Origin of the sequence: Flavobacterium sp. Arc3 (assembly GCF_041431375.1) — a bacterium.
Taxonomy (GTDB): Bacteria; Bacteroidota; Bacteroidia; order Flavobacteriales; family Flavobacteriaceae; genus Flavobacterium.
Genome location: NZ_JASMRI010000031.1, coordinates 20569 through 44836 on the forward strand (window position 1 = coordinate 20569; position 24268 = coordinate 44836).

The 24268-nt window shown below is 34.9% G+C and carries 27 protein-coding genes and 3 tRNA genes; 22 read left to right on the forward strand and 8 right to left on the reverse strand.

Features of this window, described 5'->3' with window-relative positions; translation table 11 throughout:
• The first annotated feature begins 318 nt into the window (after positions 1 to 318).
• From katG to QO200_RS17390, 3 genes are all read left to right on the forward strand, one after another.
• A complete protein-coding gene (gene katG / locus QO200_RS17380) occupies positions 319 to 2616 on the forward strand; it encodes a catalase/peroxidase HPI (RefSeq protein WP_371542721.1) in 2298 nt (765 codons plus the stop codon).
• A 314-nt stretch (positions 2617 to 2930) separates the two neighbouring features.
• Entirely contained in the window at positions 2931 to 3542 is a 612-nt protein-coding gene (locus QO200_RS17385; RefSeq protein WP_371542724.1) for a class I SAM-dependent methyltransferase, read from the forward strand.
• A gap of 122 nt (positions 3543 to 3664) precedes the next feature.
• Complete coding sequence (locus QO200_RS17390) at positions 3665 to 4312, forward strand: carboxymuconolactone decarboxylase family protein (protein WP_371542726.1); 648 nt, start codon at positions 3665 to 3667, stop codon at positions 4310 to 4312.
• 194 nt (positions 4313 to 4506) lie between these two features.
• On the opposite strand, the gene QO200_RS17395 is transcribed toward QO200_RS17390, so the two are convergent.
• Positions 4507 to 4818 carry a winged helix-turn-helix transcriptional regulator gene (locus QO200_RS17395; RefSeq protein WP_371542729.1) on the reverse strand — a complete coding sequence of 104 codons (312 nt, stop codon included), beginning with the start codon at positions 4816 to 4818 and terminating at the stop codon, positions 4507 to 4509.
• A 120-nt stretch (positions 4819 to 4938) separates the two neighbouring features.
• Here QO200_RS17395 and QO200_RS17400 point away from each other — a divergent pair, with 120 nt between their 5' ends.
• The 4 genes from QO200_RS17400 (at position 4939) to QO200_RS17415 (ending at position 9727) form a co-directional block, all read left to right on the forward strand.
• The gene (locus tag QO200_RS17400; RefSeq protein ID WP_371542731.1) at positions 4939 to 5451 is read left to right on the forward strand and encodes a VOC family protein; all 513 of its coding nucleotides are present in this window, start codon (positions 4939 to 4941) and stop codon (positions 5449 to 5451) included.
• 45 nt (positions 5452 to 5496) lie between these two features.
• Positions 5497 to 6582 carry an L-dopachrome tautomerase-related protein gene (locus QO200_RS17405; protein ID WP_371542733.1) on the forward strand — a complete coding sequence of 362 codons (1086 nt, stop codon included), beginning with the start codon at positions 5497 to 5499 and terminating at the stop codon, positions 6580 to 6582.
• Positions 6583 to 7008: 426 nt separating this feature from the next.
• Positions 7009 to 8322: a M16 family metallopeptidase gene (locus QO200_RS17410; RefSeq protein WP_371542736.1), complete on the forward strand. Its 1314-nt coding sequence runs from the start codon at positions 7009 to 7011 to the stop codon at positions 8320 to 8322.
• A 4-nt stretch (positions 8323 to 8326) separates the two neighbouring features.
• On the forward strand, positions 8327 to 9727 hold the full coding sequence (locus QO200_RS17415; protein WP_371542738.1) for a M16 family metallopeptidase: 1401 nt from the start codon (positions 8327 to 8329) through the stop codon (positions 9725 to 9727).
• A 237-nt stretch (positions 9728 to 9964) separates the two neighbouring features.
• On the opposite strand, the gene QO200_RS17420 is transcribed toward QO200_RS17415, so the two are convergent.
• Positions 9965 to 10429, reverse strand: coding sequence for a hypothetical protein (locus tag QO200_RS17420; protein WP_371542740.1), 465 nt, complete (start codon positions 10427 to 10429; stop codon positions 9965 to 9967).
• A 109-nt stretch (positions 10430 to 10538) separates the two neighbouring features.
• Entirely contained in the window at positions 10539 to 11378 is an 840-nt protein-coding gene (locus QO200_RS17425) for an alpha/beta hydrolase (RefSeq protein ID WP_371542743.1), read from the reverse strand.
• Positions 11379 to 11641: 263 nt separating this feature from the next.
• Here QO200_RS17425 and QO200_RS17430 point away from each other — a divergent pair, with 263 nt between their 5' ends.
• The 8 genes from QO200_RS17430 (at position 11642) to QO200_RS17465 (ending at position 16369) form a co-directional block, all read left to right on the forward strand.
• On the forward strand, positions 11642 to 12196 hold the full coding sequence (locus QO200_RS17430) for an RBBP9/YdeN family alpha/beta hydrolase (RefSeq protein WP_371542746.1): 555 nt from the start codon (positions 11642 to 11644) through the stop codon (positions 12194 to 12196).
• 567 nt (positions 12197 to 12763) lie between these two features.
• Positions 12764 to 13507 (forward strand): hypothetical protein, encoded by a 744-nt coding sequence (locus QO200_RS17435; RefSeq protein WP_371542748.1) that lies wholly within the window; start codon positions 12764 to 12766, stop codon positions 13505 to 13507.
• 54 nt (positions 13508 to 13561) lie between these two features.
• Positions 13562 to 13909, forward strand: a complete 348-nt coding sequence (locus QO200_RS17440; RefSeq protein WP_371542751.1) for a DUF1622 domain-containing protein — start codon at positions 13562 to 13564, stop codon at positions 13907 to 13909.
• A 22-nt stretch (positions 13910 to 13931) separates the two neighbouring features.
• Positions 13932 to 14351: a DUF1003 domain-containing protein gene (locus tag QO200_RS17445; RefSeq protein ID WP_371542754.1), complete on the forward strand. Its 420-nt coding sequence runs from the start codon at positions 13932 to 13934 to the stop codon at positions 14349 to 14351.
• 375 nt (positions 14352 to 14726) lie between these two features.
• A complete protein-coding gene (locus QO200_RS17450) occupies positions 14727 to 15293 on the forward strand; it encodes a ferritin-like domain-containing protein (RefSeq protein ID WP_371542757.1) in 567 nt (188 codons plus the stop codon).
• A 227-nt stretch (positions 15294 to 15520) separates the two neighbouring features.
• Positions 15521 to 15808: a rhodanese-like domain-containing protein gene (locus tag QO200_RS17455; RefSeq protein ID WP_371542760.1), complete on the forward strand. Its 288-nt coding sequence runs from the start codon at positions 15521 to 15523 to the stop codon at positions 15806 to 15808.
• 1 nt (position 15809) lies between these two features.
• Positions 15810 to 16121: a rhodanese-like domain-containing protein gene (locus tag QO200_RS17460; RefSeq protein ID WP_371542763.1), complete on the forward strand. Its 312-nt coding sequence runs from the start codon at positions 15810 to 15812 to the stop codon at positions 16119 to 16121.
• Complete coding sequence (locus tag QO200_RS17465; protein WP_371542766.1) at positions 16121 to 16369, forward strand: hypothetical protein; 249 nt, start codon at positions 16121 to 16123, stop codon at positions 16367 to 16369. The genes QO200_RS17460 and QO200_RS17465 overlap by 1 nt, the downstream gene beginning before the upstream one ends.
• 223 nt (positions 16370 to 16592) lie before the next feature.
• Here QO200_RS17465 and QO200_RS17470 read toward each other — a convergent pair whose 3' ends face one another.
• The 3 genes from QO200_RS17470 to QO200_RS17480 all read right to left on the reverse strand — a co-directional run bounded on the left by QO200_RS17470 (position 16593) and on the right by QO200_RS17480 (position 18896).
• A complete protein-coding gene (locus QO200_RS17470; protein WP_371542768.1) occupies positions 16593 to 17687 on the reverse strand; it encodes an alkene reductase in 1095 nt (364 codons plus the stop codon).
• A gap of 21 nt (positions 17688 to 17708) precedes the next feature.
• Positions 17709 to 18224 (reverse strand): hypothetical protein, encoded by a 516-nt coding sequence (locus QO200_RS17475; RefSeq protein ID WP_371542771.1) that lies wholly within the window; start codon positions 18222 to 18224, stop codon positions 17709 to 17711.
• A gap of 90 nt (positions 18225 to 18314) precedes the next feature.
• Complete coding sequence (locus QO200_RS17480; protein WP_371542774.1) at positions 18315 to 18896, reverse strand: Crp/Fnr family transcriptional regulator; 582 nt, start codon at positions 18894 to 18896, stop codon at positions 18315 to 18317.
• A 205-nt stretch (positions 18897 to 19101) separates the two neighbouring features.
• On the opposite strand from QO200_RS17480, the gene QO200_RS17485 reads away from it, so the two are divergent.
• Both QO200_RS17485 and QO200_RS17490 read left to right on the forward strand, forming a co-directional pair.
• Positions 19102 to 19950: a transketolase gene (locus tag QO200_RS17485; protein WP_371542776.1), complete on the forward strand. Its 849-nt coding sequence runs from the start codon at positions 19102 to 19104 to the stop codon at positions 19948 to 19950.
• A 35-nt stretch (positions 19951 to 19985) separates the two neighbouring features.
• Positions 19986 to 20939: a transketolase family protein gene (locus QO200_RS17490; protein ID WP_371542779.1), complete on the forward strand. Its 954-nt coding sequence runs from the start codon at positions 19986 to 19988 to the stop codon at positions 20937 to 20939.
• Positions 20940 to 21014: 75 nt separating this feature from the next.
• Here the strand turns inward: QO200_RS17490 and QO200_RS17495 are convergent, their stop codons facing one another.
• Positions 21015 to 22034, reverse strand: coding sequence for an FKBP-type peptidyl-prolyl cis-trans isomerase (locus QO200_RS17495; protein ID WP_371542782.1), 1020 nt, complete (start codon positions 22032 to 22034; stop codon positions 21015 to 21017).
• Between the two features lie 78 nt (positions 22035 to 22112).
• Here QO200_RS17495 and QO200_RS17500 point away from each other — a divergent pair, with 78 nt between their 5' ends.
• Both QO200_RS17500 and QO200_RS17505 read left to right on the forward strand, forming a co-directional pair.
• Positions 22113 to 22505, forward strand: a complete 393-nt coding sequence (locus QO200_RS17500) for an RNA-binding S4 domain-containing protein (RefSeq protein WP_371542785.1) — start codon at positions 22113 to 22115, stop codon at positions 22503 to 22505.
• Between the two features lie 46 nt (positions 22506 to 22551).
• On the forward strand, positions 22552 to 23055 hold the full coding sequence (locus QO200_RS17505) for a phosphoribosyltransferase domain-containing protein (RefSeq protein ID WP_371542787.1): 504 nt from the start codon (positions 22552 to 22554) through the stop codon (positions 23053 to 23055).
• Here QO200_RS17505 and QO200_RS17510 read toward each other — a convergent pair.
• Positions 23047 to 23565: a shikimate kinase gene (locus QO200_RS17510; RefSeq protein WP_371542791.1), complete on the reverse strand. Its 519-nt coding sequence runs from the start codon at positions 23563 to 23565 to the stop codon at positions 23047 to 23049. The genes QO200_RS17505 and QO200_RS17510 overlap by 9 nt on opposite strands.
• 129 nt (positions 23566 to 23694) lie before the next feature.
• On the opposite strand from QO200_RS17510, the gene QO200_RS17515 reads away from it, so the two are divergent.
• From QO200_RS17515 to QO200_RS17525, 3 genes are all read left to right on the forward strand, one after another.
• Positions 23695 to 23767 (forward strand) — tRNA-Lys (locus QO200_RS17515).
• Positions 23768 to 23810: 43 nt separating this feature from the next.
• Positions 23811 to 23883 (forward strand) — tRNA-Lys (locus tag QO200_RS17520).
• 43 nt (positions 23884 to 23926) lie between these two features.
• Positions 23927 to 24009, forward strand: a tRNA-Leu gene (locus tag QO200_RS17525).
• The last annotated feature ends 259 nt before the right edge of the window (positions 24010 to 24268 follow it).

Genomic DNA, 24268 nt, shown 5'->3' on the forward strand with positions numbered 1-24268 from the left:
ATTAAATGATTTGTTTTTATTACATCTCTTTTTTAATTCTTGAAGCAATTGCTGTTTTATCAAATGATGATCAACAAATGATCCGCTTATTCTCCCTGAAATTGCGCTATGGAATACTGTAAGTAATACTAATCGATTTCTTAAAATGAAACCTATTTCACATCTATAAATATTATTGAATAAATAAATTATATAGATTTTACTTATAATTAAATCAGATATGAAAATTAAAGATTGTAATTTAGTAATGCGATTTAGGCTAACTTTGGTAACGCAAGAAGACAACAACGAAAATATAAATCTATAAAACTTTTAAACATGGAAAATAATAATAATAATAATAATAATAATAATAATAATCCAGACCCATCCAACGGTCAAGGTAAATGCCCTGTAAATCATGAACAGCTTCCATTAAATGAAGGCGCTACTATTGTTGAAACAAACCATGATGCATCAGCAGGTAAATGCCCAGTAATGCATGGCGGAAATACCTCTACCAAATCAAATGTTATGGATTGGTGGCCTAATGCACTTAATCTTGATATATTGAGTCAACATGATACTAAAACAAATCCTTTAGGACAAGAATTTAATTATCACGAAGAACTTAAGAAATTAGATATTGAAGCCTTAAAAAAAGATATGCATGCTTTAATGACGGATAGTCAAGAATGGTGGCCTGCAGATTGGGGACACTATGGAGGTTTGATGATACGTCTTTCTTGGCATTCTACTGGATCGTACCGTATTTCTGATGGTCGCGGAGGTGGTGGCGCAGGAAATCAACGTTTTGCACCTTTAAACTCTTGGCCAGACAATGTTAGTTTAGACAAAGCAAGAAGATTGCTATGGCCTATTAAGAAAAAATACGGTAATAAAGTGAGTTGGGCCGATTTAATTGTTTTGGCTGGTACAATTGCTTATGCTGATATGGGATTAACAACCTTTGGTTTTGCATTTGGACGTGAAGATATTTGGCACCCAGAAATAGATACGTATTGGGGAGCTGAAAAAGAATGGTTAGCGCCTAGTGATGAGCGTTATACTAATGTAGAGGATCCAAAGACAATGGAAAACCCTTTAGCTTCTGTACAAATGGGACTAATTTATGTGAATCCAGAAGGAGTTAACGGAAAACCAGATCCTCTAAAAACTGCTGCTCAAATACGTGAAACGTTTGAACGTATGGCGATGAATGATGAAGAAACAGTTGCTTTAACTGCAGGTGGACATACAGTAGGTAAATGTCACGGTAATGGTGATGCCAGTATTTTAGGACCAAATCCTGAAGCTGCTGGTGTAGAAGAACAAGGATTAGGATGGCACAACCCCAATAAATCAGGTAAAGGTCGCTATACGGTAACGAGTGGAATTGAGGGAGCATGGACTACAAACCCTACTAAATGGGACAATGGTTATTTTGAGATGTTATTCAAACATGAATGGCAGTCTGTTAAAAGTCCTGCAGGCGCATTTCAATGGGAACCCGTAACTATTAACGAAGAAGACAGACCGGTAGATGTTGAAGATCCAAGTATTCGACAAAACCCGATAATGACTGACGCTGATATGGCTATGAAAGTAGATCCTATTTATAAAGAGATCTCATTGAAGTTCATGAACGACCAAGCTTATTTCTCAGAAACTTTTGCTCGCGCTTGGTTTAAGTTAACGCATAGAGATATGGGACCAAAAGTAAGATACTTTGGTACAGACGTACCACAAGAAGATTTAATATGGCAAGATCCTATTCCAGCAGGAACGACAGGGTATGACGTAGCCGCAGTAAAAGCCAAAATTGCTGCATCAGGATTATCTATTCCTGAAATGGTAAATACCGCTTGGGATAGCGCGCGTACTTTCCGTGGATCTGATATGCGTGGTGGTGCTAATGGTGCCCGTATTCGTTTAGCTCCTCAAAAAGATTGGGAAGGAAATGAACCACAACGTTTAGCCTATGTTTTATCTGTTCTTGAACCTATTGCAGCTGAGTTTGGTATTAGTATAGCAGATACAATTGTTTTAGCGGGTAATCTAGGTATTGAGCAAGCTGCAAAAGCCGCAGGTGTTGCCGTATCTGTTCCTTTTTCACCAGGTCGTGGAGACGCTACTGATGAAATGACTGATGCTGATTCTTTTGATCCATTAGAGCCTTTAGCTGATGGCTACCGTAACTATAGTAAAAAAGATTACATTGTAAGTTCAGAAGAATTAATGCTGGATCGCACACAATTAATGGGATTAACAGCTCCAGAAATGACCGTACTTGTTGGTGGTATGAGAATGTTAGGTACGAATTATGGCAATACAAAACATGGCGTTTTTACCAATACAATAGGTGCTTTGACTAATGATTTCTTTATCAACCTAACTGATATGCGCAACACTTGGAAACCAACAGAAAAAGGACTTTATGAAATTTGCGATCGCAAAACAGGATTAGTAAAATGGACCGCTACCAGTATGGATTTAGTATTTGGATCCAATTCTATTTTACGTTCTTACTCTGAAGTTTATGCACAAGACGACAACAAAGAAAAATTTGTACACGACTTTGTAAAAGCTTGGGCAAAAGTTATGGATGCTGATCGTTTCGATATAAAATTAAAATAGAATACTTATAGCTAATACTATAATCAATAGCGGTTTCGGTTCTATATCGAAACCGCTATTTTATTTATTTAGATACCTTTATTTGGAAATACAAAAGACATAAATAATATACAGAAAGAAAAATAAGAGTTTATTGCCGTTTTAAAAATAGATTCAACCGAATAAAGCGTATTGTCAATAATAAAAATTAGCTAAATAATTGCAAGTATAAAGTCTACAACACTAAAATTCATTAATTTTAAACATCTGAAAAGTGCGATTTTAAATCTGCCACTTTCATAGCCTAAGACGACACCAACAAATATAAAATAAAGATGGAATCGAAACAAAAAGATTACTTTGCTAATAAAGCAGAAGGGTTTGACGGAGAAAAATCCGTAACTCAAAATGTAGATAATATTGCTCAAACGATCATAGATAGCCTATCCTTTTCAAAAGAGATGCACATTATGGATTTTGGCTCTGGTACTGGATTGCTTTTGTCTCAAATTGCTCCATACGTAGGTGAAATTACAGCAATCGATATATCTGCCTCTATGACTGCAGTTTTAAAATCAAAAATCAGCGAAATAGACTGCAAGCTTCAAATAATGGAGCTGGATTTAACAAAGGAAACTCTTGACACAAAATTTGACGCTATCATTTCGTCTATGACTATTCACCATATAGAGAATGTGCAAGAGATATTCAATAAATTTTATTCACTACTTAATGAAAATGGAACCATTGCCATTGCCGACCTTGACAAAGAGGATGGTTCTTTCCATACAGAGGATACTGGGGTATTTCATACTGGATTTGATAGAAACGAATTTTTAAGTTTTGCAAAAAATGCTGGTTTTAGAGACTTGCAGATTCAAACTGCTAGCGTAATGGATAAACCAACAGGCCAGTATCCGGTTTTCTTACTAACCGCTAAAAAATAAATAGCATTAAAAATTTATTGCTACACGACAACAACTATGCTTCATGCTAAAGAGTATTATATTCGAAAGCGTAGCGTTCATGCAAAGAAAGCGAGAAGCAAATGAACAATAGAAATAAGAAAATGAAAAGTGAGCTAACATTACCGCAATCCATTAGTTCAAGAACTGAATTTAAACGTAAATTCAGTTTACGGGAAATGTACCTTGCTGCTGTTTATGCTCCTAGGGCAATGCTAACGCTAAATAAAAACAACAAAACTAAATTAGTAGACAAAAACTTTATCAAACGTTTACAGTTGGCCGTAACCGAAGTAAGTGGATGCGCCATATGCTCCTATGGTCATGCTAAAATGGCTTTGCGCCAAGGCATGGGTAACGAAGAGATCAACAGCTTTTTAAGTGGCGGAGATGGTTTCATTAAGATTGAAGAAGCAAAAGCAATCATGTTTGCCCAATATTTTGCCGAAGCAAAAGGCTATCCAAAGAAATACGCTTACGATTCTATTGTAGAAGAATACGGAAAAGAAAAAGCCCAAATTATACTTTCGGCCGCTCAAATGATGCTTGCAGGAAATATGTACGGAATTCCCCTGAGTGCACTTCAATCCAGATTCAAAGGAAAACCATACAAAGACAGTTCATTATTTTACGAATTAAAAATGCTAATTCTAGGCCTCCTTCTCTTGCCTATAGCAATTATTCATGGATTCCTTAGATATCTCAGTGGTTTACCGAACGAACGGTTTGACAAAAGTACTGATGATGAATAGGATAAAATTTTAATGATTAAGAATAAAGAGGTACTTAAAATATTCAAGTAGAAGGTAACTGAATTCTATCGACTTTATAAGTACAACTATATTCCTGAAGTGTAAAACATGAAGTAGTAATTACAGAGCCGTACCAAGTGGAATTATAAGGCAATCTATGTACATTATTTCATCACTAAAAATAAACTTCTAAATCAATTGGCATTATCTTCAATACCCCAGGTATCCAAGCTTCGTAGAATATTTTCAAGGGATCGTCCTCTCTCGCTCAATTTATATTCCACTTTTGGAGGAACTACTGGAAAAACTTTTCTGGAAATAAGGCCGTCCGATTCTAATTCTCTTACGGTTTGGGTAAACATTTTATTTGAAATACCGGATATTTTCTTTTGTAACAATCCAGAACGTAAACCGCCATCCAATAAATGAAATAAAATCAAAGGTTTCCATTTAGTCCCTATTAAACTCATTGTATAATTCAGAGGACAATATTTTTTTTCGCTCATTTTAAAATATAAAACATTGATAATCCATATTTTACTCTTTTTAGTAACTATAATACTTTATGGTTAGTACTTGCTGTTTATGCAAATATAGCCTAAATTTGTAATCTAATACTATAACATATGACAACTAATACAAATTATCCAAAATCATTTTCTCATATCGGGATTACTGTTCCTAATATAAAAGAGGCTGTTAAATTCTACTCAGAAGTAATGGGCTGGTACATAATTATGGAACCATCTACAGTAAAGAAAGAAAAGGAAACGGCTATTGGCCAAATGTGTATTGACGTTTTTGGCGAAGATTGGGAAGAATTTGAAATTGCACATTTAGCAACTTCAGACGGCATTGGAATCGAATTATTCTCTTTCCCTCACGGAGTCAAGGAAGCGCCTGAATTCAATCCTTTCAATACGGGGCTATTTCATTTTTGTGTACAAGATCCAAATATTGAAGACCTCATCGAAAAAATTGTATCTTACGGTGGTAAACAAAGAATGCCTATTAGAGAATATTATCCAAATGAGAAGCCTTTTAAAATGTGTTACGTACAAGATCCTTTTGGAATTGTTTTCGAAATATACACGCACAGTTATGAACTGACTTATTCTTCTGGAGCCTACACGAAATAAAAAGGTTTAATAAGCTTATATTTGACCTTTAAAAACGCAACTAAAATGAAAAAAAGCCTTTATCTACTCTCTCTTTTTATAGTAGTAATTTCCTGTAAAGAGACGACAATCAAGAAAACAGAAACTGAAGTCCCACAACATACAGATAGTCTTACAACACAAGTGCAACAAGTCGCTGAATTCGTAGGGCAGCAAGTTACGGGTGTTACTGTGAGCAATACGGGGAAAATTTTCGTAAACTTTCCTAGATGGAGAAAAGGGGTTAAGAATTCGGTTGTTGAAATTACTAAAGACAATCAGCAAAATGCCTATCCGAATAAAGAATGGAATTCATGGGAAATTGGTGATGCAGTTGAAGAGCAAAAATTTATTGGCGTACAATCTGTTGTTGCTTTCGAAAATAAACTATATGTCTTAGACACCCGTAGTCCTCTATTTGGAAACGTTTTAGACGCACCCAGAATTTTTGTATTTAATCTTGATGATAACAAATTAGAGAAAACCTATCTATTACAAAAAGACAGCTACTATCCTAATTCTTACATTAACGATTTACGCGTTGATATAAAAAACAATAAAATCTATTGTACTGATTCTGGCAGAGCCGGATTGATTGTATTAGATATAACTTCTGGAAAATCTACTAGAGTTTTAGACAATCATTTTTCAACAAAAGCGGAGCAATCCTATTTGACTTTCGATAATAAAAAATGGGAGAATACGATTAATTCTGACGGAATTGCATTAGACACCAAGAATGACCTACTCTACTTTCATACACTAACAGGCTATAGTTTATACTCAGTACCTACAAAGGTATTAGCTAATGGAACTAATAAAGAAATAGAAAAATCAGTAAAATTAGTAGCTAAAACCTCAGCTCCAGACGGAATGATACTTGACGAAAATGGCACATTATATTTTGCTGATTTAGAAAATAACAAAATTATGTACCGAAAAAAAGATGGCAGCATTCATACCCTAGTTGAAGGAGATGAAATTAGATGGGCTGATACGTTTAGTATTTATAACAACTACTTGTATTTCACAAACTCAAGGATTAATGAGGTTACAGCCGATATTTCCAACATGACTTTTACTTTGAATAAAATCGAATTGTCTAACAATTAAGAAAAGGAAAAAGCGACTTTCTGCTAAAAAAACTCCAAAAGAAGACTGTATTTAAGGTAACTTAAATACAGTCTTCTTTGTTTGTTAATTACTTGATTGCTGTGTATTCGACACTCCAATTGCATTAGAAAATACCAATAACATCGCTGTCAATAAACTGCCTGATGATGATCCCGAAGATAATTTAAAACTCAATCTATTCGAAGCTAATCAAAGATGAGGTAAATTAGCATCCTAATTTTACTACAAAGCAACTTTTTTCATCATATAAATGTAACAAATAATTAAACCGGCCGACTTATTACTATTAATTAAATTCCATTTTGAAAACTGAAATCAGCATTGTTCTAAAAGGATAACTCGCAATTTTCAATATAAAAAGGGAGGAAACTAATTTAATTTTAATCAAATATTAATTTACACCGTATGAAAAAGATAATGCTACCGCTTTTTCTTTTGCTCTCCTTAGCAGGACAAGCACAAATAAAAGCAGACGACGTAAACACTTTTACCCTGAAAAATGGAATGAAAATACTGGTAGTGGAAGACTTCTCAATCCCAAATGCAAATATGTATTTGTTTTACAAGGTAGGAAGCCGGAACGAATACCAAGGAATTACTGGTCTATCCCATTTTTTTGAACATATGATGTTTAATGGTGCAAAAAAATATGGTCCAAAATTATTTGACCAAACAATGGAATTTAATGGCGGGGCAAATAATGCCTATACTACTGAAAATGTTACGGTATACACGAACTGGTTTCCTACATCTGCTGCATCGGTTATATTTGATCTTGAAGGAGATCGAATATCCAGTTTGAGTATTGATCCTACGATGGTAGAAAGTGAAAGAGACGTAGTATTAAGCGAGCGTCGTACTGGTCTTGAAAATTCTCCTTGGCGTTTGTTGTCGCAATCCCTTCAGGCAACCGCTTTTCAAGAACACCCCTACCACTGGCCTGTTATGGGATATGAAGATGATATGAAGAATTGGACGCAACAAGACTTAGAACGGTATTTTAAAACATATTATGCGCCAAATAACTGCGTTGTTGTAGTAAGTGGCGCGATCAAAACTGAAGCGGTAAAACTATTAGCAGAGAAATACCTGGAACCAATTCCTGCTCAACCAGCTCCTCCAAAAGTTCATATTGTAGAACCTGCACAAACTGGAGAACGAAGAATAACTGTTCAAAAAGAAGTTGCTACCCCCTATCTTATGATTGGTTATCATACTCCTGAAACCAAACACGATGATTATTATGCTTTAAATATTCTTAGCTCAGTTCTTTCAAGCGGCAAATCATCCCGATTATATGCTTCGCTTGTAGACAAAAAACAACTGGCTACCCAAGTTTTTACTGATTATGGCGATAGCTTTGATCCTGGTCTTTTCAATGTATATGCTGTAGCCAATAAAAATGTGGATGAAGTAGATTTGGAAAATGCAATATATGCTGAGATTGAAAAAATAAAAAAGGATGGAATTACCGAAACGGAACTGCAAAAAATAAAAAACCAAAAACTAATGGAATTTTACGACCAAGTAGAAACCATAGACGGAAAATCAAATAATATAGGTACTTATGAAGTATTTTTTGGTGACTATCGAAAAATGTTTGATGCTCCAGCTAATTACAATAAAATAAAAATCGCTGATGTGCAGCGTGTTGCCAATGCCTATTTTACAAAAAGTAACCGAACAGTAGGAGTATTAAAAACAAATGTAGAAAACTAATCGTATGGAAAGTATTAACCAAAAAGTCATAATGATCTGTTTGCTTGTGATAACACAAATAAGCCTGTCAGCACAAAGTTATAAATTACCTAGTTACTCTACATTTAAATTACCAAATGGCCTCACTGTTTTTCTAATGGAACAACATGATGTACCCGTAATCAGTCTATCTACCATTATCCCCGCAGGTGCAATTTATGACAAAGACAAAGCAGGACTTGCATCATTGACTGCGACAGCTTTGAAACATGGTACTAAAAATTTCACAAAAGCAAAGTTAGATGAAGAACTCGATTTCATTGGCGCAGCCGTAAATACCTATTCTTCAAAAGAATACTCCGGAATTTCCTCCCATTTTGCAGCCAAGGACAAAGACAAGGTTCTCTCTATAATTAAAGAAATATTGCTCAATCCTGTTTTTGACCCTGCTGAATTTGAAAAAGAAAAAAGTAGGCTATTGGTAAAGCTTGAACAACAAAAAGAAAGCCCGCAATCTGTGATAGGATCGTACTTTGAATCAATGCTTTACGGAGATCACGTTTATGGGAATATAATAACGGGCACTACGTCAACTGTAAGTAAATTAACCGTAAATGATCTCAGTACTTTTTATAAAACGAAATACAAACCTGACCATGCTGCCATAAGCGTAGTGGGTGATTTTTCTAGCAAGGAAATGAAAACCGCATTAACTGCTATGTTCTTAAAATGGGAAAAGACGCTAAAAGAAGAAGAAAGTCCTGCATCAAAAGCAATTAGCATTCCAAAAGAAAACAAAGTATTGCTAGTCAATAAGGACGATGCTAGAGAAACCACATTTTTCATTGGCTCTCCCGGTATAAGTAGAAACAATCCGGATTATGTTGCTATTGAAGTAGTCAACACTCTTTTTGGTGGGAGATTTACATCGATGTTAAATGATGAGTTGCGTGTAAACTCTGGTTTGACCTATGGAGCCAGTAGTCAATTTAAGGCATTAAAAAATGGTGGTTCCTTTGTTATCAGCACTTTTACAGACGTAAAAACTACAGAAGCAGCCATTGATAAGGCTCTCGAAGTCCTCACTAAATTACATGAAAATGGTATTAATGAAAAAGCGTTGAGCTCTGCCAAAAATTACGTCAAAGGACAGTTTCCCCCACAATACGAAACGACCTCACAACAAGCCTATTTATTGACTCAAATGTTCTGGTATGATTTTGATAAAAGTTTCATTGACGATTTTGAAAAAAATGTTGACAACTTAGACTTGGCGAAAGCCAACCAAATCATTGCTAAATATTTCCCCAAAGACAAGCTACAGTTTGTGCTGATAGGAAAAGCAGATGAGATTAAAAACATTGCAAAAAAATATGGTACAGTAACCCAAGTAGAAATAAAGGACGACCCTAAGGAAAATCTTTAATTACTATCCAAGCGGAAATTTTATTTCCGCTTTTATTATTTTTAATAACTACTTAATAAAACTCAAAACGGCAATTCCTGATAAATAAATGCACTATTATTAAAAGTGTTTTTTTGTCAAAATTACCGGAGTATAGTTTAATAAATAATTACAAAAAGACCGCTCTTAAATTAATTTAATAGCGGTCTTTTTTATCGAATTGATTGCTATTCCTTTTAGTCCAATATTCAAATTGCATTAAAAAATCCCCAATCTTACCTTTGGAGTAGTCACTCCTATTTGCGTATTTACTCTCGTTCTGTTGGATCTGTTTTCATAACGTGGCTCACTATATCCATAGTAATAATGGCCTGCATATTGATACCAATAGTCACTGTGATGACAATGATTATCACAATGATCATGGTGCGCTGCATACCCTTCTTTTTTACCTTGAAGGTAAGCTCGGTGCGCTCTTCTGTCGTTTTTCTTTAATTCCTTTTCGTACTTTTTTTGTTCCTCCCAGAAAGCACGTTCTTCCGTTTTGCTTTTTGCTTCAAACTGTTGTTCGTATAGCGCGTCTTCTAAACCTCTGTGTTCATAATAGGATACACTATGTTTTGTTTCTACTTCGGTATCATTAGTAACTCTAGCCTTTTGCGCATTCGCATTGGGTAAGAAAGAAAAAATAATTAGTATTAATAGGGCTTTAACTGTTTTCATAATTTTAAAATTAGTGTTATTACAATAGTATCTCATTGGTAACTTCAATAGTAAGACAACTGCAAACTAGTTTACCCTACCTTACTATTCACTAATTATTAAAAAATATTTATTTCATCTCACTTTTAATAAAGCCAATAACCTCATCAAAACGATCACTCCACGGATAAAAGTACTGCGTAACCATAGGAACATGTTTTTTATCCAATCGTACCGATTGAACTCCTGGCTGAAAGGTATGCAAGGCATCAATAAAACGCTTATTGGTTGTTTTTATGGATGTGTACGTTTTATCACCAACATAAATTAAGAAAGGAGGTGTGTTTTTATTCAAAAAATAAATGGGCGAGGCATCTTGCCATTTAGTGGGCGAAGTACCCCATGTCGCTATATAATTGTGATCCATAGTAGGTGGATTTTCCTCTAAATAATGTTTCATATCTAATCCAGCGGCATCGTTCAAGATTATTCCGGAAATACTTTTAGGATCAATTCCGTACTTCGGATTCATAACGGCTAATGCGCCCAAATGACCTCCTGCTGAATGTCCAGTTACAAAGACTGCGTTAGGGTTACCCTTGTATTTACTGATACTGTCTTTCGTCCATTGAATCACGGAAGCAATTTGCTTGGTCATCCCGTCATAATCCATATCTGGACTCAAAGTATAATCTGGAATAACAGTTACTACTCCTTTCCGTGCAAAGTTCCTGCCTAACAAATCATACGTCCCCTTTCGCCCACTATTCCAGTAACCTCCATGTACAAATATCAGCACGGGAAGTTGTTTTGCTTTTGAATTTCTGGGAACAAAAACATTCAATCTCGGTGTGGCTATTGTGCTTTCTTTTGAAGTTTCTAAATAAGAAGCATCTTTTATTTTTTTTGAGGCACAACTCCCCAACAAAACACTATTAAGGAGAATTAGAATCGCAATTTTATAACGCATGTTTTTTTTTTACAAATATATAAATTAAAGAAAAAGCAGCCGCAATTATTACTAAAAGCTATCGTGCCATTTTCCTACCAATGAAATTAAACAATATCATAACAGAAGGAAGTGGAATTGATTAGCTTTGTAACGGCACGTAATAATTTAAAATGAATGATAGATTCGCAGTTACTATTGCGAACACCATTAGCAAAGTGAATCAGAAATGAGAAAATAATTTTTCTTCAATTCAAACTTGCACTTTAATAAAAAAGAAAAACATGAAGCACACTATATTAATCGTTCCCGGATTAGGAGACTCAGGAGAGACACATTGGCAAAACTATTGGTTACAGCATTTTGAAAATTCCAAAAAAGTGATTCAGAATGATTGGGACAACCCCATTTTAAAAGATTGGTTGGAGAGCCTCAACACTTCAATCGAATCTACGGAAGGCGAAATTATTATTGTTGCGCATAGTCTTGCCTGCTCACTGATTAGTCATTGGTCAAAAGAAAATAAAGTACATAAAATAGTGGGAGCCCTACTTGTTGCACCAGCAGATGTAGATTGTCCCGAACATACACCCGAGGAAACCCGTAATTTCTCACCAATCCCTTTAGTAAAACTAGATTATCCTTCGATTGTAATTACAAGTTCTAATGATCCTTATATTTCAGTAGAAAGAGCCGCATTTCTAGCGGAAAAATGGGGAAGTTCTTTTTTAAATATTGGCGAGAAAGGACATCTCAATTCAGAGTCAAAATTAGAATACTGGGAGGAAGGACAAGAAATCCTACAATCGCTATTGGAGAGAATAAAAGGAAATCATTAATTTTATAACGCATTTTCCTTTTTTCGAAAATTAAAATAACGAGAAAATTATCTACGTATTCTTGAATTGTATTTTTAACCATCAGTTGTTTTACCTATGTTGAGAATACTAAAAACAGCACAATCACTAGAAAATAGAATTGGGTTAAATCCTCGGGCGGCATTGATAGAAGTACAGCAACGCCATAGTCAAACGTAAAATCAATTCGATTAGAAATCTCAAACACAAAAATAAAAAAGTATGTAAATGAGTTTTTAGTTCTTGTATCCTCCTACTCTATTCAAATTGGCACTGCCATTTTTGCACGAGAAAGAGAGTTAGTTGTATACTAAAATGATTCAAAATAATCTGTTGCAAGAAATTATAATCAATTGCCCCTTACCGACGAATGTTACGACTCCTACCTTAATAGAAAAAAGAATAAAGCTGTTTTCTATACTTATTCCAACCAATAAAACGACTCAAACATTATTTACTCCTCTGTGCAAGCAAACGAAGTTTACTATATATTTACCTGTCAAATAGATTCATTTTGTCTCTGCTTTCAAGCGCAACATTATTTAGCATATGGAAAGAATAAATAAAGTAGCACAAGTCACGCTACTGTTTTGGTTAATGAAAATTATCGCAACAACCTTAGGCGAAACTCTAGGTGATTATATTGCTCAAACACTAGATCTTGGCTATACAGTTGCTTTAGTTGTTACGCTACTTTTCTTTGTTGTAGCCCTGTCCGTTCAATTGTTTACAAAAAAATACATTCCTGTTTTCTATTGGCTCGTCATCATTGCGACAACAACGCTGGGAACAGAAATATCTGATTTCATTGATCGAAGTTTACACTTAGGTTATACTGTTGGTAGTTTGATTTTGTTTTGTTGTTTAGCGCTAACATTACTACTCTGGCATAAAAAGTTCAAAAATTTAAATGTCTATCCTATTATAGACAGAGACAAGGAAATTTATTATTGGTTGGCCATCCTTTTTTCGAACAGCTTAGGAACTGCTTTTGGAGATTATTTAAGTGATGTAGTTGGGCTGACTTATTTAAACGGAGCACTTGTTACAGCAGCTGTAATTCTGATTGTGGTAGCCTTACATTATGCTACAAAAATAAACCATATTCTGCTCTTTTGGGTTGCTTTCATTTTCACAAGACCTTTTGGAGCCACCTTCGGAGACTTTTTGACGAAACCAATTGCAAAAGGAGGATTAGACTTAGGGACTTTAGCAGCCTCAATAGTTTCGCTTTTATTAATGACAACACTTATAATTATTGCTCATAGAAAAGGAAATACTGAAAGTACTTAGCCAAAGATAAATTACTCAAACCTTTTTGATAACAGAATTTAATTAGTAAGCAAAATGGAAAATATCAAAATATTTATAAACTACATCGCAGCAGCTATTGAAATCATAGGATGTATTACTATTTTTATAGGCGTTCTTTATTCCCTGGGAAAATCACTTTTATTATTTTTCAAAAAAGAACCGGAACCCTTTATTGAATTGAGACAAACTCTGGGAAAATCAATACTTTTGGGACTAGAAATACTGATTGCCGCAGATATAATTGCCACAGTAGTTGCAGAGCCTACACTCGAATCCGTATCTATTTTAGGCCTAATTGTATTTATCAGAACCATCATGAGTTTATCGTTGCAAGTCGAACTTGAAGGTAAATTTCCATGGCAAAAAAATTTAAATAAATAACCCTTAAGCAAATGAACATAACATGTTAGCAAAAAAAAATTGGCACCAAAAACATTTTGACAACTTAGGATTTGGGAGCCGCCTAGCCGATTCTGTGGCTAAAAGTATGGGGTCTTGGAAATTCATAATTATACAAACCGTTTTAGTCGTTCTATGGATGACCTTAAACTTAGTTGCTTTTATGAAGCATTGGGATGTCTATCCTTTTATTTTGCTTAATCTGCTGTTCTCTACACAAGCGGCTTATGCAGCTCCGATTATCATGATGTCTCAAAACAGACAAAACGAAAGAGACCGGGCTCAAGCACAAGCAGATTATCAGACTAATCTTGATGCCAAACTAGAAATAGAAGCACTGACATCTAAACTGAATAGCATTGAAGTCGACAAATTAGATAAAATAATAAGATTGTTAGAACAAATGGAAAGACAGCCTAAATAAAGGATGAAATCATACATCTCAATTTAAGTTTTTCTTGATTTTCACTTTATAAAACTAAATTAATAATAAGTTCATTTAGCCCGAAACAATTAGGGTATAAATGAGCTTATTATTTTTACAATATTTAAAACCAAAGCCTTCCTTTTAATAACTCAAGCTGTTTGTTACTCTTTTCACTCTGGTAGTAACCAAAAAAGAGTGCTAAAATTTACCTCTAAAAAAATCCCTATTGTTATTATTAAGTAACCCCTTATTATTTTTAGTTAAAAACATCCATTTAAATGATATTTAGTTTATTAACTGTTTTTTACCAATTATTTTTTTTAATTTTAATATAAGCAAAAAGCAAATTATTAATATTTAAAATCAATTATTATGGCAACTACAACAGGAAAAAAAGTAGAAACTACAAAGGTAAAAGCAAATTCAGCTCATGGATTGAGAGATTTATTTGAAGTAGGATTGAAAGATATTTATTATGCAGAAAAAATTTTGAGTAAAACACTTCCTAAAATGGCAAAAAATGCCTCAACTCCAGAATTAGCTACTACTCTAAATAAACACTTGACCGAAACGAACGAACACATTTCCCGATTGAAAAAAATATTTGAAGTTACCGGCATTAAACCCGAGGCTAAAAAATGTGCAGCGATGGAAGGAATTCTAAAAGAGAGTGATGAGATGATTAAGAAAACAGATTTAGGTAACGTTCGTGACGCTAGTTTAATTGCCTCTGAACAAAAGGTGAAACATTATGAAATTGCAACTTATGGTACTTTACATGCCTTTGCAAAAACAATGGGAGAAAACAAAGCAGCAGATTTGTTAGCTATGACGCTTGATGAAGAGAAAAAAGCGGATGCTGGATTAACTAAGCTTGCAATGGCTTCCATTAACAACAATGCTTTTAAGGCAGATGCACTTACCAATCCAAGGATGTAATTATATTAAATGAATTATCTAAGAAGCCTGTTCCGTACAGGCTTTTTTTATGAATACGATCTTAGCGATAGTCAATTGAACGTTAAATATTTGCTTGTGTAACAAAAGTTACTGACAAACCTTTTCCTTTGTGTTACTTTTGTTTTATCAAGTAGGAGCACACGATACATACGATTGAATAAAAGTGCTCTTTTTGAGCGTAATTTTAACTTTATAAATTAAACAAGATGAGCGTAGAAAAAATAATCAAAGAAAACGAAGGAACTATTGTAGATGTTCGTTCATATGGTGAATTTATGGGAGGTAATGTAGTTGATTCCATCAACATTCCGCTTAATGAGATACCAGAAAGAGTAGAAGAATTAAAAAAACTGAAAGCCCCTTTAGTGTTATGTTGCGCCTCAGGAAATAGAAGCGGACAAGCACAACATTTTCTTTCCCAACTTGGAGTAGAGTGTTACAATGGAGGATCTTGGTTAGACGTAAATTTTTATAAATCACAAGCAACAAAATAAGATGATAAACACATTAAAAAAAATATTTGGCATCGGACCAAAAGTAGATTACGCCGATTTAGTAAAACAAGGAGCTGTAATTCTAGATGTTCGTAGTCCGGGAGAATACAAACAGGGACATATCAAAGGTTCAATCAATGCTCCATTGAATGATCTTTCGAGACATATTCCAAAATTAAAAAAGGATGCTACTATCATTACTTGCTGTGCATCAGGGATGCGAAGTGCTTCGGCAAAAAGTATTTTAAAATCGAGTGGTTTTGCGCAAGTACATAACGGCGGAGGCTGGAGTAGTTTACAAAACAAAATATAATGAATTTACAAAACCTATTAACTGATTGGCATTTTATGCGTTTTGTCCGTCTTGCTCTTGGCGTTTATATCGGTGTACAAGCGTTTCAAACCCAAAGCATTCTTTCAGGACTTTTAGCTAGTTTTCTATTATACCAAGTTGTTACAAATTCTGGCTGTGGTGGAGTTAATGGCTGCTCAGTACCCATGAAGAAAAAGAATAACGACGCCGTTGAAGATGTCGAATATGAAGAAATAACAGCAAAATAAATTAGCTGCATGAAAAAAGCCGGCTACTCCCGAAAAAAACAATCGTGAGAGGCCAACTAAAATTACAGCATATAAAATATATGCATATAAAAAGCCCCAAATAGGGGCTTTTTAAATTATTAGGGTTCAACAATTTATATTGAAACAATACCTCTATTGCATCATTAGCATTGAATAATAAAAACGGCTATCCCATTCACAAATTAAATTCTATTCAATTAGATTAAGCGTCCATTTTTGGATAATCATTGTATCCCTTAGCTGTAAAAGTATAAAAAGTACTTTGGTCAGCAGCATTTAGCGGAGCGTCTTTCTCGAAGCGTGCAACTAAATCAGGATTGGCAATAAATGGAACTCCATAGGCTACCATATCTGCATAGCCATCTTCGATTACTTGGTTTCCAGATTCTTTAGTAAACCCTTTGTTAATCATTAATAACCCTTTGTATATAGGTCTGAAATGTTTAGCAATTTCAGTCACGGCATAAGGCACTTCGCTTACATCCGTAAATGGTTCCGAAAAATGCACATAGGCTAATCCATAATCATTTAAGCGGTTTACAATATATTCGTGGGTAGGAATCGTGTCTTGATCAACCGTCATTCCCTGCACTCCATGCATAGAAGGGTTTAGACGAACACCTACTCTAGAATACTCTATAACACCTTTTAAAGCATCTAGAGTTTCGAATAAAATACGGGCTTTATTTTCGATACTACCACCGTATTCATCAGTACGTGTGTTAGATGTTCCATTAAAAAATTGGTGAAACAAGTATCCGTTTGACGCATGTAATTCTACTCCGTCAAAACCGGCTTCAACCGCATTTGCTGTGCTATTTTTAAAATCTAAAATAGTCTCTTTAATTTCTTTTACCGTCATCTCTTTTGGAGTTACAGTATCAATAAAACCACTTTCTACATATGCTTTTGCCTCTGGATTAATTGCTGAAGGTGCATGAGGTAACTCACCATTATGCAAGTCAGGATGTGACAATCTTCCAGTATGCCACAGTTGCACAAATATTTTTCCGCCTTTGTCATGAACCGCTTGAGTCACTTGTTTCCAACTTTCTGTTTGTTCGGCACTGTATATACCAGGAACATTGATAAAACCCACAGCTTTTGTACTCACCACAGTACCTTCAGTAATTAGTAAACCTGCATCAGCACGATCAGCGTAATAAATAGCCATCTGCTGTGTTGCTAAATTACCTACATTACCTGCACGGCTTCTAGTCATAGGCGCCATCGCCATACGATTATTAAAAGTAGTTGTATTAAATTTATAGGGACGTAATAAAAGGGAATTACTCATATTGTTATTATTTATATTGTATTAATTTAGTTGAGATAAGTAAGTAGTAAAGCCACATCCTTCAAAAATACCTGAAACGACATCCAAAGCTTTTGAGTTATGGCCTTCCAAAAGAAATTCTTTCTCTGCATCTTCATCTGTAGAGATATTGATGATTTCTACTATTTTAGAATGAGGAAAAATCAAATCAAAGTTTAATTGGTTTTTTATTGAGGTCGTAAACTCATCTTCATTTTCTATAACAATGATGATTTTTGCAGTAGCGACTTCTTTTATTTTTTCAACAACAGCATGGTCGTGGATACAAAAACCAGAAAGAATAATAAGATCTGCTTCCCAACTGGCATTTACAGCACAATCCATTTTCTCAATATAAGCGTGGCGATTTTGTACCAATAGGCTTTCATGAAGATCTGAAAGTGCTTGTTGATTTTTATCAAATAATAAAAGCTGATACTGTTCCGACAACTCTTTAAGTAGCGAAAAATTTCTTTTCTCAGCAGCACCAATAACGGCGATAGTTCTTATGTTTTGCATCCTTCTTGTTTTTACTGTTGCAAAATTACAGTAAGAGACTGCTTGGTTCCATTGAGGTAGAACAAGAAATGCCATTGATCTAAATCAATTTTATTTTCGAAGAGTAATTTGTTTTCGCACTCGGCTTAGTGTTTCTGGGGTGAGACCAAGGTAGGAAGCAATCATATGTTGGGGTACGCGCGCTATAATATTAGGGTGTGCAATGGTGAGTTTAGTGTATTTTTCTTCGGCAGTTGCAGTTAAGGCAGAGTTTACTCTTCCCTGCAAAGCAATATAGGCGTTTTGCAATAAAAGTCTTTGGTAGCGTTCAAATGCCGGTAGCGCATCCATTAATTCCTGTCTTGCAGTCGCAGTTAACAACAACAGTTCTGAATCTTCGATAGCTTCTATCGTATAGGTTGAATGTCCTCCCATTAAAAAGCTCGATAAATCTGTAATCCACCAGCCTTCAAAAGCAAACTGCACGATGTGTTCATGTCCTTTTGCATCAGTAGTATACGAACGTAAAATTCCTTTTTCAATAAAAGCATTGTAGGTACACACATCCCCTTCTAACAGTAAAGTTTGTTTTTTTCTTATTTTTTTTGGAATAAAAAAAGTCTTACACAAATCAAACTCTGCTGCGGTCAGTGTCACTTTATCACCAATACTTTTTGCTAATTGTTCATACATATCCGCAAGGTAATAATTACAGCATCAATTTAAAAAACCAACTGTTAAAAAGGAATAAATAGTAAAAACTAAATTCACAAAAAAGAACGTTGCGACCTTAAATTGCTGCCAATTGTATTACAAAGAGCTCTAACAAAATCAAAAATCATTTGTCTTACGGCAAAATAAAAATTACCTTTGGCTCAGTTTAACTTTTACACACAAAATGAAGCCTAACACACAACAATTAAGCGATTTAACTATCCAAGTCAGAAGAGACATTCTTCGAATGGTACATGCCGTAAACTCTGGTCACCCAGGAGGATCTCTTGGCTGTACTGAATTTCTGGTAACTTTATACCAAAACCTAATGGAACGCAAAGAAGGTTTTGATATGGACGGAATAGGAGAAGATCTTTTCTTCCTTTCAAACGGTCATATCTCTCCAGTTTTTTACAGCGTTTTGGCAAGAAGCGGTTATTTTCCAGTTTCGGAATTAGCTACTTTCCGTCTAATTAACTCAAGACTACAAGGACACCCAACTACTCACGATGGTTTACCTGGAGTTAGAATCGCATCTGGTTCACTTGGACAAGGTTTATCTGTAGGGATTGGAGCTGCACAAGCAAAAAAACTAAACAATGACAACCATTTAATCTACACTTTACATGGTGATGGTGAATTGCAAGAAGGTCAAAACTGGGAAGCAATCATGTATGCATCTGCTAAAAAAGTAGATAACCTTATTGCTACTATTGACCTTAACGGAAAACAAATTGACGGAACTACTGATGAAGTTCTAGCAATGGGAAGTATCCGCGCTAAATTTGAAGCTTTTGATTGGGTAGTGATTGACATAGTAAAAGGAAATGACATCGAAGCTATTATTGCAGGTATGACAGATGCTAAATCAAGAACAGGAAAAGGAAAGCCAGTTTGTGTATTATTGCATACTGAAATGGGTAACGGAGTTGACTTTATGATGCATACTCATGCATGGCACGGGAAAGCACCTAATGATGCACAACTACAAACTGCATTTGCTCAAAATCCAGAAACCTTAGGTGATTACTAATAAGTAAAAAGATACTGAAATAAATTCAGCATAAAATGAAAAAATATACAAATACAGGAAGTAAAGATACTCGTTCAGGTTTTGGAGCGGGAATGACTGAATTAGGTCAAAAAAATGAAAATGTGGTTGCCCTTTGTGCTGATTTAATTGGATCATTAAAATTTGATGATTTCAAGAAAAATTATCCAGAGCGTTTTTTCCAAATCGGAATTGCTGAAGCAAACATGATTGGTATTGCAGCCGGATTAACTATTGGAGGTAAAATTCCTTTTACAGGAACATTTGCTAACTTTTCTACAGGAAGAGTATATGACCAAATTCGTCAATCAGTTGCTTACTCTGAGAAAAATGTAAAAATCTGTGCTTCACACGCTGGTTTGACATTAGGCGAAGATGGTGCAACACACCAAATTCTTGAAGATATTGGTTTAATGAAAATGTTACCAGGAATGACTGTAATCAATACTTGTGATTACAACCAAACAAAAGCAGCTACTTTAGCGCTTGCTGACCTTCACGGCCCAGCTTATTTGCGTTTTGGACGTCCTGTTGTACCTAACTTTATGCCAGCTGACGAACCATTTGTAATAGGGAAAGCAATCCTACTAAGCGAAGGAACTGATGTAACAATTGTAGCTACTGGACACTTAGTTTGGGAAGCACTTGTTGCTGCTGAAGCATTAGAAGCAAAAGGAATCTCTGCAGAAGTAATTAACATACATACTATCAAACCATTAGACGAAGAAGCTATTCTAAAATCTTTGGCTAAAACAAAATGTATCGTTACTGCCGAAGAGCACAACATACTTGGAGGACTTGGAGAAAGTATCTCAAGAGTACTAGCATTGAACCAGCCTGCTCCACAAGAGTTTGTTGCAGTTAACGATAGCTTTGGAGAATCTGGAACACCTGAACAATTAATGGAAAAATACAAATTAAACAATCAAGCAATTGTTGAAGCTGTAGAAAGAGTTATTAAAAGAAAATAATTCCCAAACATATATCCAAAAAAAAATCCCATTCGCTTAGCGAATGGGATTTTTTTGTTTTCAGTCTATACTTAATTAATGACAGCTTTTATCTAAATATTTTTTGATTCTTGCTGGATTAGTAGTGTTACCATCACAACTAGGGATAGAAGCAAAAGGATAAACGACACCATTATTTGTAATTTCAATTTTTGTACCGTAACCGTCACCATCGTCATCAACATCTAGAAAGTTTGGGATACCGTCGCCGTCTGTATCATCAGGATTTACTGCATTGGTCGGTAACTCGCTTGTAGTCCACATATAACCATCTCCGTCTAAATCTTCTAAGTAAGACTTGATACCATCTGGATCAGCTACAGCAACACCGTTAACCAATTTATATTCTTGATCCAATCTTTCTAATGCATATAATTTAAAGCTAAAAATTAAAGGCGAATAAGCAGGAATACCACTCACAGAGTTAAAATATGCTAATCCAGAAGGAATAAACATAATTCCCGCTCCAAAATTATTATATGATACTGTACCATCATCTTTTGCAGTATAGCTACCCATTCTAAATTGTGGAAATATTTCTTTCCAACCTCTAATTGTACTAAACAGACTTAACATTTGTTGTGGGTACTTCACTTCTTCGAACATTGTTGCACTTAAAGTAGTAACACTTGATGCTACGGTCTCTTCTAAATAATCTCCTCTATATGAGGTTAAAACTCCATCTACATTTGTAGGTTTTTCTCCCACACCTTCTCGCAATACTAAATAATACAGTTTATAAGTAATATCATGAAGTTTAACATCTCTACTCAACAATTTAGGAAAGGTTGCTTTGTCTTTATAAGACATAATCGAAGGTTGACTTCCGCCATCAGGAATCTTAGTAAAAACGACATCTTGATCATCAGGAGAACCAGGATTATTCGTAACCGTAATGTAATAGGTATTCAAATATTCTTCAATATTAGTAATATCACTAGCATATTGTACTGAATACTCTCTAGCAGGAGTTATTTCAGTACTATCATTCTTCGAACATGAAAATAATGAGAGGGTTGTAATTGATAAAATAAAATAATACTTAAATTTGTTCATTATAGCTGATTTTTAAGTGCGCAAGATACAATATTGATTGATTTTTGTAAACTATTTAACTCTGATTTTAGAATTTTTATGAGAATAGATAAATATTTATGGTGTGTCCGATATTACAAGACTAGAAATATGGTAACAGAAGCATGTAAAAAAAATCATGTTACTGTAAATGGTCATGTTGCGAAACCATCAAAGGAGGTTTTTCCTACTGATAAAATCACCTTCAGAAAAGACCAAATAACACAAATTATTACGGTTTTAGACATTCCAGAAAGCCGTTTAGGAGCAAAACTGGTTGATATGTACAGAAGGAATGATACTCCTGCGGAGTCATATCAGCATCTCGAACTATTAAAACTATCAAAAGAACACTATCGAAAAAATGGTACTGGAAGACCTACCAAAAAAGACAGAAGAGATATTGATGAGTTTGGAAACGAGATAAAAACCGACGAAGAGGAAGAGCACTAGTTTTAAAGCTATTACTCTTCATAAACTAAACTTTAAACTAAAAAAAATGAGCAAAAATATCATTTTAACGAATCAAGAAATTGAACATAAAATAAAGAGAATAGCCTACCAGATCTACGAGACATTTGTAGAGGAAGAGGAAGTTATTCTTGCAGGAATAGCAAGTAACGGATTTGTTTTTGCCGAAAAAATCGCTCAAGAACTGCAAAAAATTTCCACTTTAAAAGTTTCGCTATGCGAAGTTAAAATCAACAAACTCAACCCAGAGTTGCCAATTCAGACTTCTCTAACAAAAGAAAAGTATGCAAACAAGGGTTTAATACTTGTCGATGACGTTCTAAACTCTGGTACAACCTTAATCTACGCTATAAGACACTTTCTAGACGTTCCTTTGAAAAAATTCAAAACAGCGGTTCTTGTTGATCGAAATCACAAGAAGTATCCAGTAAAGGCTGATTTCAAAGGAATCTCTCTGTCCACCTCCTTGCTGGAGCACGTTCAGGTAGTTTTTGATGAAAACGGAAACAACAGTTATGCGTACCTAAGCTAAAACGGCTAGAATATCCAAAACTGTCTCGTCAATAGTTCGATTATCCACACTAACTACATGTTGTGCCTGATTGTAATAAAAGCTTCTTTCAAAAAGATGCATCGCAATAAACTCCTTCATCTCCTCTTCATTTTTATTGGCGATAAGGGGTCTTTTGCTTTTATTAGCAACCAATCTATTAAATAAGGTCCCAATAGAAGCTTTTAGATAAATAGATTGTACATCGTCACCTTTTAACAATTCGTGATTATTGGCATAGCAAGGAGTTCCTCCGCCTAGACCAATTATCATTTCCCCGGGAGCATTTAATAATTCGACAAATGCTTCATGCTCCATCTTCCTAAATTTGATTTCTCCGTACTGTTCAAAAATAGCATTTATAGACAAACCCGCTTTTTTCTCTATATATGAATCCAAATCGATAAATGGTTGCCCATTGATTTTTGCCAGTGTTTTAGCGATTGTCGACTTACCGCAACCCATATAACCTAATAATATAATTTTCTTCATAGAATAAAACCTTGTAAACTAACACGTTAAAATTTATTGATAAAAAAAGACAAATTTAAAGCAAAAAACTTTGGAAAACATCAAATAAAGTCCTTATATTTGCACCCGCATTCAAGCAATGAAATACAAGACTCGATAGCTCAGTTGGTAGAGCACATCACTTTTAATGATGGGGTCCTGGGTTCGAGCCCCAGTCGGGTCACAAGTTAAGTGATCAACACCTAATATTTCAAATTGAATGCAATGACTCGATAGCTCAGTTGGTAGAGCACATCACTTTTAATGATGGGGTCCTGGGTTCGAGCCCCAGTCGGGTCACTAAAAGGTCGAGTAATTTATTACTTGACCTTTTTTATTTTTAGGCCACGTGGAGAAACGGTAGACTTGCCAGCTTGAGGGGCTGGTGCTCGCAAGGGCGTGTGGGTTCAAATCCCACCGTGGTCACGAATAAATAAAATGCCGGAATTAAATAGTAAAGCTCGCTTTGACTATTTAATTCCGGCATTTTGTTTTCAAAGCGGAGCTTTGTTGGGAACGACGAAGTCAATCCCGACGTTTAGGATATTGATAAGTTCCTGGATCAAGTCGAAAACGGATCAAGTCGAAAACCTGTGGAGCGATAAAAATGGATCAAGTCGAAAACCTGTGGAGCGATAAAAATTAGGCATAAATATTAGTTAGCCTAAAAAGAAAGAATTCCACA